This window comes from Sphingomonas psychrolutea (genome assembly GCF_014636175.1).
Classification (GTDB): Bacteria; Pseudomonadota; Alphaproteobacteria; order Sphingomonadales; family Sphingomonadaceae; genus Sphingomonas; species Sphingomonas psychrolutea.
In genome coordinates, this window is sequence record NZ_BMDW01000022.1 from 1 (window position 1) to 19,282 (window position 19,282).

At 64.0% G+C, this 19,282-nt stretch carries 13 protein-coding genes, 1 pseudogene and 1 riboswitch; of the genes and pseudogenes, 8 read left to right on the plus strand and 6 right to left on the minus strand.

Going from position 1 to position 19,282, the window contains the following annotated elements; translation table 11 throughout:
* Positions 1 to 280 precede the first annotated feature (280 nt).
* Positions 281 to 486, plus strand: a riboswitch (cobalamin riboswitch).
* A 124-nt stretch (positions 487 to 610) separates the two neighbouring features.
* From IEV62_RS14950 to IEV62_RS14975, 6 genes are read left to right on the plus strand one after another with little or no spacing between them, the layout of a single operon-like run.
* Entirely contained in the window at positions 611 to 2,515 is a 1,905-nt protein-coding gene (locus IEV62_RS14950; RefSeq protein ID WP_229733222.1) for a TonB-dependent receptor plug domain-containing protein, read from the plus strand.
* Positions 2,515 to 3,411, plus strand: a complete 897-nt coding sequence (locus IEV62_RS14955) for an ABC transporter substrate-binding protein (RefSeq protein ID WP_188448906.1) — start codon at positions 2,515 to 2,517, stop codon at positions 3,409 to 3,411. The genes IEV62_RS14950 and IEV62_RS14955 overlap by 1 nt, the downstream gene beginning before the upstream one ends.
* On the plus strand, positions 3,408 to 4,370 hold the full coding sequence (locus IEV62_RS14960; RefSeq protein WP_268234245.1) for a FecCD family ABC transporter permease: 963 nt from the start codon (positions 3,408 to 3,410) through the stop codon (positions 4,368 to 4,370). The genes IEV62_RS14955 and IEV62_RS14960 overlap by 4 nt, the downstream gene beginning before the upstream one ends.
* On the plus strand, positions 4,361 to 5,149 hold the full coding sequence (locus IEV62_RS14965; protein ID WP_188448908.1) for an ABC transporter ATP-binding protein: 789 nt from the start codon (positions 4,361 to 4,363) through the stop codon (positions 5,147 to 5,149). The genes IEV62_RS14960 and IEV62_RS14965 overlap by 10 nt, the downstream gene beginning before the upstream one ends.
* 56 nt (positions 5,150 to 5,205) lie before the next feature.
* Entirely contained in the window at positions 5,206 to 6,819 is a 1,614-nt protein-coding gene (locus IEV62_RS14970; RefSeq protein WP_188448910.1) for an MFS transporter, read from the plus strand.
* 27 nt (positions 6,820 to 6,846) lie between these two features.
* Entirely contained in the window at positions 6,847 to 7,875 is a 1,029-nt protein-coding gene (locus IEV62_RS14975) for an alanine racemase (protein WP_188448911.1), read from the plus strand.
* A 96-nt stretch (positions 7,876 to 7,971) separates the two neighbouring features.
* On the opposite strand, the gene IEV62_RS14980 is transcribed toward IEV62_RS14975, so the two are convergent.
* The 3 genes from IEV62_RS14980 to IEV62_RS14990 all read right to left on the minus strand — a co-directional run bounded on the left by IEV62_RS14980 (position 7,972) and on the right by IEV62_RS14990 (position 13,636).
* A complete protein-coding gene (locus tag IEV62_RS14980) occupies positions 7,972 to 11,232 on the minus strand; it encodes a TonB-dependent receptor domain-containing protein (RefSeq protein ID WP_188448913.1) in 3,261 nt (1,086 codons plus the stop codon).
* Positions 11,233 to 11,419: 187 nt separating this feature from the next.
* Complete coding sequence (locus tag IEV62_RS14985; protein ID WP_188448915.1) at positions 11,420 to 12,604, minus strand: acetyl-CoA C-acetyltransferase; 1,185 nt, start codon at positions 12,602 to 12,604, stop codon at positions 11,420 to 11,422.
* A gap of 27 nt (positions 12,605 to 12,631) precedes the next feature.
* Positions 12,632 to 13,636, minus strand: a complete 1,005-nt coding sequence (locus IEV62_RS14990) for an alpha/beta fold hydrolase (RefSeq protein WP_229733224.1) — start codon at positions 13,634 to 13,636, stop codon at positions 12,632 to 12,634.
* Positions 13,637 to 13,730: 94 nt separating this feature from the next.
* On the opposite strand from IEV62_RS14990, the gene phaR reads away from it, so the two are divergent.
* Entirely contained in the window at positions 13,731 to 14,291 is a 561-nt protein-coding gene (gene phaR / locus IEV62_RS14995) for a polyhydroxyalkanoate synthesis repressor PhaR (protein ID WP_188449010.1), read from the plus strand.
* 939 nt (positions 14,292 to 15,230) lie between these two features.
* Here the strand turns inward: phaR and IEV62_RS18270 are convergent.
* Positions 15,231 to 15,626: pseudogene (locus tag IEV62_RS18270) on the minus strand (retropepsin-like aspartic protease); the annotation flags it as partial.
* Between the two features lie 178 nt (positions 15,627 to 15,804).
* The gene (locus tag IEV62_RS15005; protein ID WP_188448919.1) at positions 15,805 to 17,331 is read right to left on the minus strand and encodes a TadA family conjugal transfer-associated ATPase; all 1,527 of its coding nucleotides are present in this window, start codon (positions 17,329 to 17,331) and stop codon (positions 15,805 to 15,807) included.
* A gap of 144 nt (positions 17,332 to 17,475) precedes the next feature.
* Here IEV62_RS15005 and IEV62_RS15010 point away from each other — a divergent pair, with 144 nt between their 5' ends.
* The gene (locus IEV62_RS15010; protein ID WP_188448921.1) at positions 17,476 to 18,651 is read left to right on the plus strand and encodes a glycosyltransferase family protein; all 1,176 of its coding nucleotides are present in this window, start codon (positions 17,476 to 17,478) and stop codon (positions 18,649 to 18,651) included.
* A gap of 331 nt (positions 18,652 to 18,982) precedes the next feature.
* On the opposite strand, the gene IEV62_RS15015 is transcribed toward IEV62_RS15010, so the two are convergent.
* The gene (locus tag IEV62_RS15015) at positions 18,983 to 19,237 is read right to left on the minus strand and encodes an ATP synthase F1 subunit epsilon (protein ID WP_188448923.1); all 255 of its coding nucleotides are present in this window, start codon (positions 19,235 to 19,237) and stop codon (positions 18,983 to 18,985) included.
* Positions 19,238 to 19,282 lie beyond the last annotated feature (45 nt).

Sequence of the window (19,282 nt, forward strand, 5' to 3'; positions counted from 1 at the left end):
CTGAATCGCTTCTCCGAAATAGGAACACCGGTGACCGTCCGCCTCTCATAACATCTTCAAGTAAAAGCGCGGTTATGCTCTCGCGACGTTATGCAACAAAGCCCCGCGGATGCGGGGCAGAAACGTGATTTATCGATCGAACCCTCATCCCAATTGCTCCTGCCGAAGCGCGTCTTCTTGTTGTGACCACGCTGAGATTCTCAATTAATATAGAAGATGACAAGCATTGGTTACGCGCGGCGGTGCTTTTTTATTTCTTGCGCGTGCTGCGTCGCAACACTAACCAAGCCTGGTGAAGGGTTCCCGGAGACGGGATCAATAGGGAAATCGGTGCGCGGGGGTAACCTTGCAAGACCGGTGCTGCCCCCGCAACTGTGACCGGATAGCCGGCGCGCCATCATGCCACTGGGTCTGAACCGACCTGGGAAGGCGGCACGTCAGCAGCGACCCGGGAGCCAGGAGACCTGCCCCTCACGGTCGATCCACTGCGCGGGCGGGTGAACCGTGCGGACGAGGCGAAACCTCGAGCGAACGACGGAACCGGGGCCAAGGCTCCGGGCGTCGCCGTCCGGCAACGTCCGGCGTCGCGGCCCTCTTTGAGGGTAACGTCATGATACACTATCGAAAACTCCTTCCTACCGTGCTTGCCTTGGGCTTCGCTGGTGCCGCGCAGGCGCAGACAACGCCGCCGGTTACGCAAGACGACAGCAGCGCCAACGATATGGTCGTCGCCGACAGCCGGATCGAACCCGACATCGTCGTCGCGGCGCGTGTGCCACAGTACAGCTATCAGGTCGGCCAGGCCGTCACCGTCCTGACGCGGGCCGAGATCGAGCGTCGCCAGACCATCGTCCTGTCCGATTTGCTCGCCACAACGCCGGGCGTCACCGTCACGCGCAACGGCGGCATCGGGACCATCACCGCCGTTCGCATCCGCGGCGCGGAGGGTGAACAAACGTTGACGATTATCGACGGCATTCGCGTCAATGATCCGTCTTCGCCGGGCGGCGCGTTCGATTTCGGTACCTTGCTCGCCGGCTCGATCGACCGAATCGAAATTTTGCGGGGGCCAAATTCGGTACCGTGGGGCAGTCAGGCGATCGGCGGGGTGGTCAACATCGTCACCGCCACGCCGAGCCAGGGCGCACAGGCGCGCGGTCAGATCGAATATGGTGCGCATAACTCGCTGTACGCGAATGCTGGCCTCTCGGGCGGGACGGGCGCGCTGACCGCAGCGTTCAACGGCGGCTATCTGCGCACCGACGGCATTTCCGCGGCGGCCAATGGCACCGAGCGCGACGGATTCCGCCAATATGGCGCGACCGGCAAGGTGGGCGTGGAACTCGCCCCCGGGATCGGGATCGACTTGCGCGGTTATTATGCCGACAGCCGTACGCAATATGACTCGGCTTTCCCGCCACCAAATTACGTCGTTTCCGATAGTCCGGCCTATTCGACCGCAAAGGAAGCTTATGGCTATGCCGGCGCGCATGCCAATCTGTTCGACGACCGCTTCCGCAACCGTGTCGCCTTCACCATCGCCGACATAAAGCGCGACAATTTCGATGCGCCGAATACCCCCGTCTCCTTCTTTTCGCGTGGGCGGACCGAGCGGTTCGAATATCAGGGCGATTTCAAGGTCATCGATCAGCTCCGCATCGTCGGCGGGGCGGAGCATGAGGACAGCCGCTTCAACGACGGCAGCACCTTCGCCGCGACCGGCATCACTTCGGCTTACGGCGAGGCGATCGTCAATCCGGTGCGCCAGCTGACGATCACGGGCGGAGTGCGACACGACGATCACCGCACCTTCGGCGGCCACACGACCTTTGGTGCCGATGCCGCGCTCGCGCTCGACACCGGCACGACGCTGCGCGCGAGCTATGGCGAGGGGTTCAAGGCCCCCACGCTGTATCAGCTTTACAGCTTTTACGGCACGCGCAGTCTCGTCCCCGAAACTGCGCGCAGCTATGATGTCGGCATCCAGCAACGTCTGCTCGGCAATCAGGTGAGTGCGAGCGTCACCTATTTCCACCGCGATACGAAGAACCAGATCGATTTCGATCTCGGCACCTTCACTTACCAGAACATCGCCCAAACGCGGGCAGAGGGGGTCGAAGTCGAACTCGCGCTCCGTCCGGTCGAAGCGCTGACGGTGACGGGCAATTATTCGTATATCGATGCGAAGAACCGCTCGACGGGTACGAATTTCGGGAGGGATCTGGCGCGGCGGCCGAAGCAGACGCTGAGTGTGTCGGCCGATTACCGCTTTGCGTTCGGCCTCTCGGTCGGTGGCACGGTCAGCCATGTCGGTGACAGCTTCGACAATGCGGGCAATACCGTCCGGCTCGACGGCTATGTCTTGGCGGGCTTCCGCGCGGAAATGGCGATTGGGCATCGACTGTCGGTCTATGGCCGGATCGACAACGCCTTTAACGAGAAGTACCAAACCGTCGCCAATTACGGCACCGACGGGCGCGCGGCGTTTGGCGGCATTCGCGTGAAGCTCGATTGATGCGGCTGGTCCCGCTGCTTGCCGTTGTGCTCGTCGGGTGTGCTGCCCCGGCGCGCGGGCCGGTGAGCGGCGGGCCAAACTCTGGCGGGATCGTTTCGACCAATCCGTGCGCCGATGCGATGCTGGTCGACCTCGCGCCCGAACGCCTGACCGCGATCAGCTTCTACTCGCACGATCCGGCGGCGACCTCGCTGCCGCTCGACGTCGCGCGGCGCTTCCCGGCGACGGCGGGGACGGCGGAGGAAGTGATTGCCTTGCGTCCGGCGCTGGTCGTAACGTCGAGTTTCACGCCGCTCGCAACGCGCGCCGCCTACACCCGTGCCGGGCTGAAGACGTTGCTGCTCGATTCCCCTGCGACAGTGGCCGCGAGCGAGGCGCAAATCCGGATGCTGGCGGCAGCGGTGGGCGAGCCGGGCAGGGGCGAGGCGATGATCGCGCGGATCGAGAAGGCGCTCGTAAACGCCTTGCCCCCATCCGCGCTTCCCCGGCGAAGGCCGGGGCCCAGCCGCGAGCCGTCCGCAACTGGGCCCCGGCCTTCGCCGGGAAAGCGGATAGCGGAAACCTCTACCCTTCTCTTCATCTCCGGCACGCTCGCCAACGGTCCGGGGAATCTGCTCGACGAACTCATGGCGCGCGCCGGTCTCACCAATGCCGCGCCCGACTACGGTCTCGCTTACACCGGCCCGGTCGCGCTTGAGACGATTGCGGCGCATCCCCCGGCGCTGATCCTCACCCCCGGCCTATCGCGCAGCGCCGATTTGCGGGTGAAAGTGCTGGCCAGGATGCGCGCACCGACGCGCAGTGCGACCTTCGCCCGCAACCTCATCAATTGTGGCGGCCCGACGATCGTCCCGGCGATCACGCGGCTGGCCGAACTGCGCCGGGGTCAGCCGTGACGCGCAAGCTCGCGCTGCTGGCGCTCCTCGTTGTGGCTGCTTTCGCGCTATCGCTGATGGCGGGCAAGCTGTGGATCCCACCCGCTGCCTGGTTCGGGCATGACGCGAACGCCGCGATCCTGTTCGAACTGCGCTTGCCGCGTGCCGTGCTGGGCCTCGCGATCGGCGCGGTGCTCGGCTTATCGGGGGCGGTGCTGCAAGGCTATTTGCGCAACCCGCTCGCCGATCCGGGCGTCGTCGGCGTGTCGTCGAGCGCGGCGCTCGGCGCCGTGACGGCGATCGTGCTTGGCATCGCCAGCAACCCGTTGATCCTGTTTGGCTGCGCAATGGCGGCGGCGGGCGGATCGATGGCGTTGCTCGCGGCGCTGACCTGGCGGCAAGCGAGTGCCGTCCAGTTCATTCTGGCGGGCACCGTGCTCGCCAGCCTGTCAGGCGCGCTGACCGCCTTCGTTATCTCGATCGCGCCCAATCCCTATGCGGTGGCCGAGGTGATTGACTGGCTGATGGGCGCGCTGACCGATCGCGGGATGGACGATGTGCGGCTTGCTCTCCCGTTCCTTCTCCTTGGGACAGTCGTATTGGCGGCGACCGGCCCGTCGCTCGACGCGCTCAGCCTCGGCGAAGATACGGCGCGATCGCTCGGCATCCGGCTCGGGCGGTTGCAAGCGCTGGTCGTGTTCGGCACCGGCCTTACCGTCGGGGCCAGCGTCGCGGTGACCGGCGTGGTCGGTTTCGTGGGGCTGATCGTCCCGCATTTGCTCCGCCCTGTGTTCGGCGCGCGGCCGTCCGCCTTGCTGCTGCCCAGCGCGCTCGGCGGCGCGGCGCTGGTGTTGATCGCCGACAGCCTGTGTCGCCTGCTCCCCGGCGCAGGCGAGGTGCGGCTTGGCGTCGCGATGGCGCTGATTGGCGCACCGTTCTTCCTGTGGCTCTTGCTGAAGGGGCGCGTCGCATGGAATTGACCATCTCGAACCTACGCGTGATGCTCGACCGCCGCTGCGTGCTGGATGGTGTCGATGCGGTGCTGCGGCCGGGCCGAGTGACGGCCATTCTTGGTCCGAACGGGGCGGGGAAAAGTACGCTGCTGAAGGCGATGGCGGCGTTGCTGGTGCCCGGTGAAGGCACCGTATCGCTTGGCACCCGCGCGGTCGCCGCGCTCGACCCGCGCGAACGCGCGCGGCTGATCGGCTATCTGCCGCAAGAAGCGCGGGTCCATTGGGATTTGCGCGTGCGCGATGTGGTGGCGCTTGGCCGCGTTGCGCATCGTTCGCCCTTTGCCGCGCCCAGCCATGCCGACCATGCCGCGATCGATGCTGCGCTCCGCTTGACCGCCACCGCCGACTTCGCCGAGCGCGGGATCGCCACCTTATCGGGTGGCGAGCGTGCCCGCGTCCTGCTCGCGCGCGTGCTCGCCGGCGAGCCCGCGTGGCTGCTCGCCGATGAGCCGCTGGCGAGCCTCGATCCCGCGCATCAGCTTGATCTGCTCGATCAATTGCGCGCCGTCGCGGCGGTGGGGAGGGGGGTCGCCGTCGTGCTCCACGATCTGCTGCACGCCGGTCGCATCGCTGACGATGTCCTGCTGCTCCAGCACGGTCGCGTCGTGGCTTACGGTTCGACCGCGCAGGTGCTGACCGCAGAAATGCTGGGGCGCGTGTTCGATATTGCGGTGCGTGTATCGCATGATTTCGACCAGCGACCGGTCTGCGTGCCGATCGGACGGATCGGATCGTCCTTGCCGTAAGGCGTAAAGCCCGTATTCTTGCAGCCGCCGGAACAGCGGCAAGGGTGGGGGACGATATGGCGACGATCTTGGCGGGCGATGTGGGGCCGGAGGCGGACGCGACGCCCAGCCGTAAGGACATTCAGCTCGTCATCACCGCTTCGTCGCTCGGCACGATCTTCGAATGGTATGATTTCTTCATCTACGGCACGCTGGCCGCATCGGGGATCATCGGGCGGACCTTTTTCCCGGCACAGAACGAGCTGTTGCAGACGCTGTATGCCTGGGCGGGGTTTGCCGTCGGCTTTGGGTTCCGTCCCTTGGGCGCGATCCTGTTCGGCTTTCTCGGCGACAAGTTGGGACGCAAATATACCTTTTTGGTGACAATCACGGTGATGGGGCTGGCGACCGCTGCGGTCGGCATGGTGCCATCGGCGGCGGCGATCGGACTGGCGGCACCCTTCATCATCATTAGCCTGCGCGTGTTGCAGGGGCTCGCGCTCGGCGGGGAATATGGCGGGGCGGCGATTTACGTCGCGGAACACGCACCACCCGGCAAGAGCGGCTATTTCACCAGCTTCATCCAAGCAAGTGTGGCGGGCGGCTTCATTCTCAGCCTCGTCGTGGTGCTGCTGACCAAGGGGCTGATGCCGGCGGCGGTGTGGGACGCATGGGGCTGGCGCGTGCCGTTCCTGTTCTCGCTTGTCTTGCTCGCGGTGTCGCTGTGGATGCGGCTGAAACTGTCGGAAAGCCCGGTTTTCAAAAAGATGAAGGCGGCGGGGGATACCGCGAGGAATCCGTTCGTCGAAAGCTTCACCTATCCCGGCAATCTCAAACGGCTGTTCGTCGCCTTGTTCGGCATCGCGGCGGGGCTGACCGTCATCTGGTATACGGCGATGTTCACGGTGCTCTCGTTCCTGCAAGGCACGATGCGCGTGCAGGAAACCGCGGCACAGCTGATCGTCGGGTTCGGGGCGCTTGGCGGGCTCGGCTTCTTCGTCTTCTTTGGCTGGTTGTCGGATCGGGTCGGGCGCAAGGCGCCGATCGTGATCGGCTATGCGCTGACGCTGGTGCTGATCTTCCCGATCTTCTGGGTGATGGGGGCGGCCGCCAACCCCGAGCTTGCCCGCGCGGCAAAGCGTGCGCCGGTCGTCGTCTCGGGTCCTGCCTGCCAGTACGAACTGTTTCCCGCCAAGCCGAGCGAGTGTCGGCGGCTGCTCGATTATCTCTCGAAAAAGGGCGTGCCGTATACCAAGGCGCACACGCCGGTGACGTTGGTGATCGTCGGCGGGGTCGGGGTCGATGACATGACCAATGCCGGGGTCGAAACCGCGCTCACCCGGAGCGGCTATGATCTGAAACCCGTCATCCCCACGCCTGGAAACATCGTCCTGATTTTGCTTGCGATTCTCGCACTCAGCGCGCTGTCGGGGATTACCTATGGCCCGGTTGCGGCGTTGCTGGCGGAGCTGTTTCCGCCGCGCATCCGCTATAGCTCGATGTCGATCCCCTACCATATCGGCACCGGCTATTTTGGCGGATTTCTGCCGTTGATCAGCCAGGTGATCGTCGCGCGCACTGGGGATCCTTATGCCGGGCTGTGGTATACCGTCGCGGTCGTCGCCATGGCGCTGGTCGTTACCGTGTTCATGCTCGACGAAGACAAGCCCGGCACCGCGCACGTAGACTAGCGGGACGCCGGGCGCTAACCGCATGGGATGCCTGCGCCCCTTCGTCTTCGGCTCGATGCCGCCGCCCTGATTGCCAATTGGCGCGCGCTGGACCGGTTGAGCGGCACGGCGGCGTGCGGGGCCGCGGTCAAGGCCGATGGCTACGGCCTTGGCGCAGCCGGCGTGGTCGCGCGGTTGGCCGAGGCGGGGTGCCGTGACTTCTTTGTCGCGACCTGGGCGGAAGCGGCGACATTGGAGCATTTGGACGTCGAAGTTGCGGTTTTGCACGGTGTTCGCGCCGAGGATATGGCGGCGGCGCTGCGTGGCCATGCGCGCCCGGTGCTCAATACCGCCGCGCAGATCGCGCGGTGGCGCGAGGCCGGGGGCGGGCGCTGCGACGTGATGGTCGATACCGGCATGAACCGGCTCGGCGTGTCGGTCGAACAGGTGCAGCAGGGTCTGCTCGACGGGCTGCAGATCGACACGCTGATGAGCCACCTTGCTTGCGCCGACGAAGACGCACCCGCCAACGCCCGACAGTGCGCGGCGCTGCACGCGCTGCGGGGCCGTACCGCGGCGCGGCGGTTGAGCCTCGCCAGTTCGGCGGGGATCGCGCTCGGCGCGGACTATGCGTTCGACCTGACCAGGCCCGGCCTTGCGCTTTACGGCGGTGTGCCGCGCGAAGAACTGGCGGGCGTCGTGTGCCAAGTCGTCACGCCCGAGGCACAAATTCTGCAGCGCCGCACGCTCGCGAGCGGCGAGTCGATTGGCTATAACGCGCTCTACACCGCGACCGCGCCAACCGAGGTCGCGATCCTCAATGTCGGTTATGCCGACGGCTATTGGCGCGGCTTTTCGAACACGGGCTCCGCACGGATCGGCGACGCAGTGCTGCCCGTGCTCGGGCGCGTGTCGATGGATTTGACCGCGATCTGCGTCGATGCGGCACCGCTGCTCGCCGAGGGCGACTGGGTCGCGCTCGACTATTCGCTGCCGCACGCTGCCGCACTGTCGGGCATGTCGCAATATGAGCTGCTGACCGGACTTGGCGCGCGTGCCGAGCGGGTGTGGGGTTGATCTGAGGCTGCCGCCACATTTCGATACCAAGCCTGAAGATAAAAAAAGGGGCGAAGGAAAGTCCTTCGCCCCCAGTCGGTTCGTTCTGATGCCCGATTAGAACCGAGCGCGGAAGCCAGCGTGATAGGCACGACCGGTGTAACGGAAGATCGCGGTACCAGAACCATTCGCAAGCACGCCTAGCGGCGGAAGCTGGTTGAACACGTTGTCAACGCCCGCATAAAATTGGAAGGCGTCCTTCTTTCCGTTGTTGGCAACGTCCCACGTCATCTGAAGATCGGAGTAGGTGATCACCGGATACTTGATTGGGAATGTAGCATCGATATTTACGCCCCCCTGAGTGCCGTTGACGGAGTTGAAGTTTGCGTAGGAAGTAACGTACTGCGCCCCGATTAGGTGTAGACGATAACCGAATGTCACCGCGCCTACAGCCAGATCCGTGTCCCACTGGAACTCATCCATGGGGTTGCCGATGTTCTCGAGATTGTGTGTCTCGAAGTTTGGATTTGTGGGGTCCTGATAATCGCTATTTACCAACGTGTGAACGTAGATAACGTTTGTGTTGAGCTTGACGTCCGACGACAGTTTGGTGCGATATGAAAGGTTAAAGTCGATACCTTTGCGAATGCGCTTGGCGAAGTTGAGCGGTGCCTGGATCAGCGAGTTCGCAAGAACTGCGCCGGGCAATTCACCGGCCGGACCCGTACCCGCAGTCAGGTTACGCGCGAACGCCGAGCAGAACACATTATTTAACGTTGTTGAGTCATAGCATTGATTGACGATCGTCTGAGCTCCGACCGACACGATGATATTATTCACCCGGATGTTATAATAATCGACCGTGAGCGCCAAGCCGGGGATGAAACGTGGCTGGAAGACCCCGCCGAACGTCCATGAATCCGATGATTCTGGCTTCAGGTTCGGGTTGCTCCCGCTGACGATCGGGAGCGAAACGCCGTTAACGAGATTGGATCGCTGCGCGGCGGTCAAAGCCGCTGTGCAATTTGCAGTACGATTGGGGTTGGCTCCGATGTTATTCGCCTGGCACGGATCTTGAAAACCATTCGCGAAGTTCGGTACCAGCGGGAAGCCAGTTTCCGAGACGTTCGGAGCACGAACCGAGCGACCATAATTTGCGCGGAAGCGAATATCGCTGACCGGAGCCCATTGCACGCCGCCATTATAAGTCCAGGTAGATCCTAATTTGGTCCCGTAATCCGAATAACGGCCGGCACCGGTTACCGTCAGTTCCTTGAAGAACGGCATGTCACGCAAGATGGGGAGTTGAATTTCTCCAAAGGCTTCTTTCACTATGAACGCGGGGGGATCGAACAATGGTATCGACACGCCATTGGTATATCCGTCCGTAACAAATTGGTCCTGCTTATAGTATGCCTTCTCGCGGCGATATTCGCCGCCGATTGCGAAGCGAACGGGGCCTCCCGGCAAACTGAACAGCTGGCTCGAATCGCCGTTCACATAGCCCTGAATGTCGAGTTGGGTCAGCTTTGCCTTCGCGTCGAAAGCACGCGAGAAATAGGCGACGGATGCGCTGTTGTCCGAGCCGCCGAAGGGGTTGTATGGCTTACAGGCAGCGATGTCGGCTGCAAGACGCGCAGCATTGACCGCGGGATCACCCGAACTACCGCGCTGGATCGCGAAAGCCGATGCCGGATCATATTGCGCACGGCACTGGATCTGACTGGTGGCAGGATTGCGGCCGGCGTCCATTGCGAGCGAGAAACGCTGACGATCGATGAAACCGTTGGTGTTGGTTGTCTGATTGAACTCTCCGTAGTTTGCCGCAATTTCGTACGACCAATCGCCGTTAAACTTTCCACGGAAGCCGGCGACAACGCGGACCGTGTCGCGCGTGAACTTCTCGTCGCGTAGACCTACGTCGAGCAGGTTGCGGGCGAGTTGGAAGCGATACGTGCCGTTCGCAATCTGCGCTTGATTGGCCGCAGTGAGGTTGCCGCCAGCCGGACAAGCTGCCGTCAGGCTGGTGTTGCAGCCCGAGGCAAGGATTAAGTTGGACAGCGTAGTTGCGTCCGCCGGGTTAAGGAACGGATTGTCCAGCCGCGGACGCTCGCGCGAATCGCCGATGTTACCGGTGTTGCCCGAACCGGTCTGGATGAAAGATGGGCCGGCGTTGTTGCCGAGTGCCATCACGCGATCGAACTTCGCCTCGACGAACACCTCGAGGGCCGGCGCGAACTCATAGTGCGACAGTAGGTTGAAGTTGTACCGCTCAAGGAAAGGGAGGATCGATACCGTCTGTCCTTCACGACCCGTTGCGCCATTGCCGCCAGTGATGCTGCCAAACGGACCTGAGCCGAAGCGCGAACCAGTTTGGGGAACCAGACGGCCATCCTGCGTGAAGATGTAGCTGCAGTTAAATGGAATACCATTGCTGTTGGGGCCACCGTTATTGGCCAGCGTACCAGTGCCACACGCTGCAATGCCGGGCTGCTCCTGGATGGGGATCAGGCCATAGGGGTTTATCGTAGTGCTGTGAAGGTCCCGGATGAAAATCGCGTCCGGGAAGCCGTCGCTACCATTGGGCAACCCGCCTATGTCGGTGTCGACAGTGGCGATTGCATTGTTCTGACGAAAATAAGGAATGTCAGATGCGAAGACACGATCCTGGTGCGAAAACTGACCGCTGATCGTGACGTTGCCACGGCCATCGGCAAAGTTGTGTCCGGCGAGGACCGAAACAAACTGGTTCCCGCCGAAGCCGCCTTGGTTCAGGCCGGCCGAGCCACGGATTTGAACGCCCTGATACTCGCGCTTCAACACGAAGTTGACGACGCCCGCGATGGCGTCCGAGCCGTAGACGGCTGAGTTGCCGCCTGTCACGATGTCGACACGCTCGATCAGGTCGTTCGGGATGGAGTTTACGTCCGGCGATACCGCGTTGACGAGGATGTCTGCAGCGACGTGGCGGCGGCCATTAACCAGCACCAAAGTACGTGAGGTACCGAGGCCGCGCAGATCGAGCAGGTTGAGGCCGCCGATGCCGATGCCCGAGCCGGGATTCTGCTGGGAAAATGAGCTGGATAGCTGCGGAAGATCATTCAGAACCGAGCCAATGTTGGTTTGGCCCTGTGCCAGCAGAGTATCGCCCGCGATCGATGTGATAGGAAGATCGGATGCCAAATTGGGGCTGCGGATACGCGACCCGGTGACGACGATGTTCTCGTCCTTTTTCTCGTCGTCCGCGGTCGGTGCGACTGTCGCGGTTTGCAGTGCGACAGCGGCAGTCGGTGCCGGTTCGGCAGCAAAGGCAGCGGTCGGAAGGATAAACGACACGCTGGTCAGCGCAGTCGCGGACAATAGGATTCGGAGCTTCATGGTTTCCCCCATTTACGGTTCAACGCGGCAGATTCTGCTCGGTTGAGAGGGAATGAAGTGGAATTTGCGTCGCAGCGCAAGCGGAACCTGTCTGGTCGATGAACGAACTATGACAGATTGACGGAACTGTTGCGCTTATACAACACGCGCCTTGGCGCGCGCTGATGGCGGTGCCACGACGCCGCGCTCAGCGCTCAACGCACATCGCAATGCCCATCCCGCCGCCGATGCACAGCGTGGCGAGGCCCTTTTTCGCATCGCGCTTGGCCATTTCGTACAGCAAAGTCGTCAGGACGCGGGCACCGCTCGCGCCGATCGGGTGGCCGATCGCGATCGCGCCGCCATTGACGTTGACCCGCGCCGCATCCCAGCCGAGCTCCTTGCCGACCGACAACGCTTGCGCGGCAAAGGCTTCGTTGGCTTCGATCAGATCGAGCTCGGCGATGCTCCATCCGGCTTTTTCGAGCGCGCGGCGTGTGGCGGGGACGGGGCCGATGCCCATGATCGACGGATCGACGCCGGCCGACGCCCAACTGGCGATGCGCGCGATAATCGGGGATCCGCGGCGTTCGGCTTCGGCGCGAGTCATTACCACGAGTGCGGCGGCGCCGTCGTTGAGGCCCGAGGCGTTGGCGGCGGTGACGGTGCCGTCTTTCTTGAACGCGGGCCGGACGCTCGACACGCTGTCGATCGTGACGCCGGCGCGAATATATTCGTCATCGGCGACGATCGTGTCGCCCTTGCGCCCCTTGATCGTGACGGCGGCGATTTCATCGCGAAAGCGCCCCGCGCTCCGCGCCGCATCGGCCAAATTCTGCGATCGGACCGAAAACGTGTCCTGCGCTTCGCGGGTGATCTGATAGTGCTCGGCGAGATTTTCGGCGGTGATGCCCATATGATAGTGGTTGAAGGCGTCGGTCAGCCCGTCCTTGACCATCGTGTCGATCAGACTGAGGTCGCCCATCTTCTGCCCGGCGCGCAGCAGTTGCGCGTGCGCGCTCATCGACATCGACTCTTGTCCGCCGGCGACGACGATCGTGGCATCGCCGGTCGCGACCGCCTGTGCCGCGAGCGCAACCGCGCGCAGGCCCGATCCGCACACCTGGTTGACGCCCCAGGCCGGCACTTCCTTGGGGATGCCCGCCGCCATCGCGGCCTGGCGCGCCGGGTTCTGGCCTTGCGCCGCGGTGAGCACTTGGCCGAGAATCACTTCCGATACGTCCGCGCCCGCGACGCCTGCTTGGGCAAGGGCTGCTTCAATCGCGATGCGACCGAGTTCATGCGCTGGCGTCGCGGCAAAGGCACCGAGAAAACTGCCGACCGGCGTGCGCTTGGCGGCGGTGATCACGATATCGCGGCTGGCATCTTGCATGGAGTCTCTCCGGGAATGACGTGGTTGCTATCTAGGCGCGGGGAGCGCGTTTAACCAGCCCGACAGCGGTTCCCACACTTGCGCCCTTGCCCCGCGCCCGACGATCATCCCGACATGCCCCGCGCCGAGATCGTGCCGGTCGGGCAAGTCGGCGGCGCTAGCGGCGGGAACGATGCGGTCGTTCAGCGACACGAATTCGATCGCCGGGCAAGTGAGCGCGGCGGGCGCGATCGTCGTGCCCTTGATCTGCCAGTGCCCTGTGCCGGTCGCGTCTGCCCCGACGAAATCCTCGAACAGTTGCTGCCCGGTAGCGAAGGGCAAGGGCGCGCCGGCATTGGCCCAATCCTCCATCGCCACGAACAGCCGCGCGGCGGCGCTGCCCGGTTCCATTGCGGCGAACGCGTCATATTTGCCGATCGTCCGGGCCGGATCGAGCCGCCAGAAGCCCGCTTGCAGCACTTCCATCGGCACCAGCCCCAACGCCGTGCAGACCGGTTTCGCGGCGTGCCATAAGTCGGCAATCTCGCCGCGCGCGCCCGCGCCGAACCCCGCGAAGGTCCAAGGCGACGCGATCAGCGCCAGGCCGGCGATCGGCGTCAGGCACGCCGCCGCGAGCGCCATGGTGCCGCCGAGGCAATAGCCGACCAGCACCGGCGGATCGGCAAATTTGGCGATCAACGGGAGCAACACGCGCGTGACATGCGCGGTGACGTCCATATCGCGTGCTTTCGGGGGCGGCGTGCCCCAATCGAGCAGAAACGGGCGATGCCCATGCTGCGCGAGCCAGCGCAGCAACGACATTTCGGGCAGCAAGTCGAGGATGTGCGGCGGGTTGATCAGCGACGGGATGAACAGCACCGCCCGCCCCGCGGCCCCCTTCGCGCCATAGTCGCGCAACCGCGCGGTGCCTTTGCGGAAACGGGCAGGCATCGGTTTGCGTGCACGGCCGCGCGGGAAATCCTGATAGGCGCGCAACCCCGCCAGCGCCGCCGCGCGCCGCTCAGCCGACGCTACGGTCTGTTCGCGCAGCATGTCGAGGAACAAGGGCAGCGGGCGCGGTCCGTGTTGCGGTGCGGTATCAAATGGTGGTACTGCAACGGCAACCATAGGGCGGGGAGCCTTTTTCATGAAGAAGACCACGCCGGGCGATGGCCCGGTCACGATCAAGAAGTACGCCAACCGCCGCCTCTATAACACCGAGACGTCGTCTTACATCACGCTTGAACACCTCGCTGCGATGACGCGCGAGGGCCGCGATTTCAAGGTGCTCGACGCGAAGTCCGAAGAGGACATCACGCACAATATTCTGACGCAAATCATCATGGAGGAGGAACAGCGCGGCCAGACGATGCTGCCGGTCAATTTCCTGCGCCAGTTGATCGCGATGTATGGCGATTCGATGCAGAATATGGTGCCGGGGTATCTTGAGGCGTCGATGGACAGCTTCCGCCGCAATCAGCAGCAGTTCAAATCCGCGGTCGAAGGCGCGTTCGCCAATTCGCCTTTCGCTGAACTCGCCAAGCAGAACATGGCGATGTTCGAGGCCGCGACGCAAGCATTCAAGCCCGGTGCCAAGGGTGGCCTCGGCGCCGGGCCGCAGACCTCGGCGAGCAAGGACGACGAAATCGCTGCGCTGAAGGCCGAACTCGGCCGGCTGAACGAAAAGATCGAAAAGCTCGGCGACTGAGTAGCGCAACCCTGTGGTCGATCGCCGCGGCGGTCGCGGGTCTTGCTGCCGTCGCCGCGGGCGTCGGTGATTGGCGGCGGTCGAGGCGAGCCAATCTCGACCGGATCGGGATCGTCGATTGGCGGACGCTTCAGATGTTTGCGTTAATCGCTGCAGCCTGTTGCGCGATCGTGGCGACGCACGGTCAGTAAACGCGCGCAGCGTCAGCGTTCGGGTCGGGCCGTCGCACAGGCCGAGCCGGACCGTGCGGCCCGGGTGATCGACGGGCCAGATGAGTGGCGCATCTGGTGCGATCGCGCTGTCGTCAACGCGGCAAATCTGCTCGCCCGCGTGCCATCCGTCGGCATCGGCGGGACCACCGCGCATGACGTGGAGCACGGTCAGTCGGTCTGCCTCGACGCGCAGCATCAGCCCGCTCGTCGATCGCAGTGGCGGCGCATCTGCATGCTTGCCGGGGCTCAGCACCATGCGCCCGGCACCCGGATCAAGCAGCACGCGATAGCCTGCGAGGAAGCCCGACCCGATCCGCCCATTCATTCCGATTGCCTGGGTATAGCCGGTGTCGGGTTCGATCCGCATTTCGACATTGCGCGCGGTGAGCGTTCCGCTGCGCACGGCGGGAACGATCGCGAGATCGACCACCGCTGCCCCGCCGATGCCATAAGCGATCGTGCTGGTGGTCTGTGCGTTCGCTTCGGGCAGGACATGCCACACGCCGCGGCGCAACGTAACGGCGCCGCCGTCCCCCGTATCAATCACAACGCGCGAGAGATGCGCAGCGCCGACCGAAAGCTCCGTCACATAGCTCGGCCACGTCCCCGCGATGCGCAGTGGCGCGGTGCTCCCGCTAAACGGCAAGCGGCCGGAGGGCAGCAACCGGAAGCGTCGCGCATCATAATCGATGTCGAGCGCATAGCCCTGCGTGACATCGCGCCCGACGAGCAGATCGACCGGCGCTTCGCCGGTTGCTGCGTCGGGCAGCATGGAAGTGGCGAGTTGTGCGCGATGCCGGGTCAAAGCGCCGATCGCGAGCTCGCGCACAGCCACCCAGCCGCTCGCGACCGTCCCGCCGATCGCGACGGCGGCGGGGCCAGAGCGGGCGCGCAGCTTGGTCCGGTCGACGAAGCTGCGCGACAGTAGCGACGTGCTGACCCCGGTATCGAGAATGGCGCTTACGGGTTGCCCGTCGACGGTTGCCGAGAAGCGGATTTGGTTGGCGGGGGTGAGATCGAACGCAACCCAGCGCGCCTCCGCGTCGGGCGCGAGCGTGTCGAGCACGACCTGCTCGGGCGCGGCGGCGATCAGCAGCGGGAGGGCGAGGAAAAGCGCGCGCATCGGGGGGAGCTTAGACAATGCTGACGCAATCGTCGATTTGGGCAGCGGCTTTCTGTGGTCCGTCACCCCGGGCTTGTCCCGGGGTCCACCGCACCGCGTAATCAAGAAGCAATTTGTGCGCTGAGCCGTGGACCCCGGCACAGGACCGGGGTGACGAAGGCTTAGCGAAGGTCCACGCTTAGAGGCACGCCTCCAGATAGGCCTGGTCGAAACCGAAGGTCCGTGCCTTTTCGAGCGTATAAGGGCGCAGGCCCATCGAGCGGTATTCACCGATAATCTTGCCGTCGGCGCTCTCGTCGAGATATTCGAACTTGAACAGCTCCTGCGTCACAATCACCGGGCCTTCCATGCCGATCACTTCGGTCACGTTGGTCACGCGGCGCGAACCGTCGCGCAGGCGCTTGACCTGGATGATCATCTCGACCGAATCGGCAATCTGGCGCGAGATCGCTTCCTTGGGCACCTTGATGTCGGACATCATCACCATATTCTCCATACGCGCGAGCGCTTCGCGCGGGGAGTTGGCGTGGAGCGTACACATCGAGCCGTCGTGACCGGTGTTCATGGCGGCGAGCATGTCGAAACACTCGCTGCCGCGAATTTCGCCGAGGATGATGCGATCCGGGCGCATACGCAGCGCGTTCTTGACGAGATCGCGGATGCTGATTTCGCCCTGGCCTTCGAGGTTGGCGGGGCGCGTTTCGAGCGGCAGCCAGTGCGGCTGTTGCAAGCGCAGTTCGGCCGCGTCCTCGATCGTCAGCACGCGCTCGCCCGGGTCGATCATCTTCGACAGCGCGTTGAGCATCGTCGTCTTGCCCGAGCCGGTACCGCCGGAAATGACGACGTTGAAGCGGCACGCGCCGGCGATTTTCAGCGCGGTCGCCATTTTGGGACTCATCGAGCCGAACCCCGCCATCATGTCGAGCGTGATCGGCTTGGCGGAGAATTTACGAATCGAGATCGCGGTGCCGCGCAAGCTGAGCGGCGGCACGATGACGTTGACGCGGCTGCCGTCCTTGAGGCGGGCGTCGGCCAGCGGCGTGGTCTGATCGACGCGGCGGCCGACCGAGTTGCAGATGCGCTGCGCGATCTGGAACAAATGCTCCTCGTCGCGGAACTGGATCTGCGCGAGCTCGAGCTTGCCCTTGCGCTCGACATAGGTCTGGTCGGGGCCGTTAACCATGATGTCGGTGATGTTCGGATCGGCGAGCAATTCTTCGAGCGGGCCGAGGCCGAGCAATTCGTCGACCAGCACCTTTTCCAGCGCGAACTGTTCGCGGCGGTTGAGCGTCAGCTTCAGTTCGGCGAGCACTTCGCCGATGATCGGGCGGAATTCCTCGGCGAGTTCGTCCTTGTTGAGCGTTGCCGCCGCTTCGGGATCGACGCGTTCGAGCAAGCGCGGGAGCACCTGTTCCTTGATCTTGTGGATCGAGCTTTCGAAGCCCTCGACCTTCGAGCTGCCCGATTCGGCGGATGAGGCCTGGCGGTCGGCGAGGCGCTGCATCGCGTCCTGCTGCGAGCCGAGCATGTTTCCGTGCCCGTCGGAATCGGGCATCGTCGGAAGCGGAGGGAATTGTTCGCCGGCGCCGGGCCCGGCTTCGCCATCGGTCGGGCGGGCGCTGCCGCCGTGCATCGGGCGCGCGACACCGAAAGCAGGCCGCGTTCCAGCTCCAGTCGTTCCCGGTCGACGTCCAAATGCGCTCATGCCGTGCGGTTCCTCCGTTCCGAACCGCTGATCTAGGAGGCAAGCCTTTACATTTACCTAAATTGATGGCGGCCACAGGCGCGCCACATGTACCGTTAACGCTTTTCTCACGCTGTTGCTTCATCGTTGTCGGAGGCTGCTGCGATGAAAGAGATGCGCTTGGATATCGTCACGCTTGGCGCCGCGGCGCCCGCTTTGGACCCAAGGGCGCATCGCAGTCTGCTGTGGGACTGGCGCGCATGGATGCTGGCGGCAGCGTTCGTGCTCGGGGTCGCGGGTCGGCTTGCCTACAGCTGGAACGCGCCGTTTTGGTTCGACGAGACTTTCAGCGGGGTCATCGCGAGCCAGCGCGACGCTGCCTCCCTGTTATCGTGGTGCCTGCATGAATTGACCGGCCCGGCCTATTATATGCCGCTGTGGGCTTGGGAAAAGCTGGCAGGGAATAGCGACTTGGCGCTCCGCCTTCCGAGCCTGTTCTGTGCGCTGGCCGCGCCGATCTTGATCGCGGCCGGTGGTAGCCGGGACCGCGATCTGCGGGTCTTCTGGGCGACGTTGGTGTTGCTGTGGCTGCCGGCGCAGGTTGTCGCGTTCGAGGCTCGCCCCTATCCGCAACTGTTTCTCCTGGGGACGGCGCAAGCGATTGCCTTTCTGCGCCTGATGCAGCAGCCGGATCGCACGCGCGCCGCATGGTGGGCGGGGTGGGCCGCGTGTGCGATCCTCACCAATTACAATGCGGTGGTGATCGCAGGCGTTCAGGGACTTCTATATCTCGCGCATCACCGCAGGGCGGCCGTGGCAACGTGGCCGGCACTGTTGGCATTCGTCCCGGTTGCGGCCTGGATCGCGCTACATGTCGGATTTCTGATGACCCTCGCGGCGGTGCACGGGCAGGCCTATGCCCCCCTCCCACTGTCACAAGTGGCGACAATTCCGGCGTTGTTGTTCGGGCTGCCGTTCCATGGCACCCTGGTTCTCGGAACGATCGCGGCGTCGTCCTTCTTCGCGCGGCGGCGCTTGGCGGTGCCGATGACGCCCGAGGCCCTGCTTGCGCTGAGCGGCGTCATTGCTCTTGCGGTCGTATTGCTGCTCGCGTTCGTGCGACCGGGCTTTGCGCCGCGCTATCTTACGCCGACAATGCCCGCTGTGCTTTTCGCGGTGGCATGGTGGGCGCGCGCGATGTTGCGGATCGATGTGAAGCCGGTCGTGATCGTGGTAGCCGTATTGATGCTCGCGGCTGGCGGCGTGTTGCGATCGAGCCTGACCGAGCGAAGGGCGATGTGCGTCATCTGTTTAATCTTGAGCAACCTTCGGCCTGGCTGACTGAGCGTCCGCTGCGACGGCTGGTATTTTTTTGGGATGGGCCGGTCGGCGCTGCGGGGGACCCTGCGCGGATGGCTGAGGTAGGTGGCTTTTTCCTCCACCGTTCGGGCGTCCGGGTCGCTGTCAGCGTCCTGCATCTGCAACCCGGAGCGGATCCCAATCTGGCGCTTATCGCCGCCTCGGAAAGGCCAGGGACCGCTCTCTTGTGGATTGCCAACGACCGGCTCGGCGGGGTGCATCAGCCCCGCCTGGATCGGATCGACCCGACGCTCCTATGTCGCGATTTCGGGGAAGGGCAGGTGGTGGTGACCGCTTGCCGACCCCGTGTGGGTCAGGCGGTGCGCTCGGCCAGCACGGTGAGGCCGGCGGCCGAAACCTCGGCGAAACCGCCCTCGATCGCGATCGTCTCGGGCTCGCCCTTTTCGGTGCGATAGACCGACAGCGCGCCGTCGCGGATCGTCGACATCACCGGGGCATGGCCCTCCAGCACGCCGAAATCGCCCTCGGTGCCGGGGACGACGACCATATACACGTCCTCGTTGCGGACGAGACGTTCGGGGGTGACGAGTTCGAAGTGGAGGGGCATGGTTCTTATCCTATGCCCTCTCCCGCTGTCGCGGGAGAGGCTACG

What these genes read in the sequence shown, in the direction of transcription:
- IEV62_RS14950 (WP_229733222.1), top strand. Translation starts at nt 611, where the DNA reads ATGATACACTATCGAAAACTCCTTCCTACCGTGCTTGCCTTGGGCTTC.
- IEV62_RS14955 (WP_188448906.1), top strand. Translation starts at nt 2,515, where the DNA reads ATGCGGCTGGTCCCGCTGCTTGCCGTTGTGCTCGTCGGGTGTGCTGCC.
- IEV62_RS14965 (WP_188448908.1), top strand. Translation starts at nt 4,361, where the DNA reads ATGGAATTGACCATCTCGAACCTACGCGTGATGCTCGACCGCCGCTGC.
- IEV62_RS14970 (WP_188448910.1), top strand. Translation starts at nt 5,206, where the DNA reads ATGGCGACGATCTTGGCGGGCGATGTGGGGCCGGAGGCGGACGCGACG.
- IEV62_RS14975 (WP_188448911.1), top strand. Translation starts at nt 6,847, where the DNA reads ATGCCTGCGCCCCTTCGTCTTCGGCTCGATGCCGCCGCCCTGATTGCC.
- IEV62_RS14980 (WP_188448913.1), bottom strand. Translation starts at nt 11,232, where the DNA reads ATGAAGCTCCGAATCCTATTGTCCGCGACTGCGCTGACCAGCGTGTCG.
- IEV62_RS14985 (WP_188448915.1), bottom strand. Translation starts at nt 12,604, where the DNA reads ATGCAAGATGCCAGCCGCGATATCGTGATCACCGCCGCCAAGCGCACG.
- IEV62_RS14990 (WP_229733224.1), bottom strand. Translation starts at nt 13,636, where the DNA reads ATGCTGCGCGAACAGACCGTAGCGTCGGCTGAGCGGCGCGCGGCGGCG.
- phaR (WP_188449010.1), top strand. Translation starts at nt 13,731, where the DNA reads ATGAAGAAGACCACGCCGGGCGATGGCCCGGTCACGATCAAGAAGTAC.
- IEV62_RS15005 (WP_188448919.1), bottom strand. Translation starts at nt 17,331, where the DNA reads ATGAGCGCATTTGGACGTCGACCGGGAACGACTGGAGCTGGAACGCGG.
- IEV62_RS15010 (WP_188448921.1), top strand. Translation starts at nt 17,476, where the DNA reads ATGAAAGAGATGCGCTTGGATATCGTCACGCTTGGCGCCGCGGCGCCC.
- IEV62_RS15015 (WP_188448923.1), bottom strand. Translation starts at nt 19,237, where the DNA reads ATGCCCCTCCACTTCGAACTCGTCACCCCCGAACGTCTCGTCCGCAAC.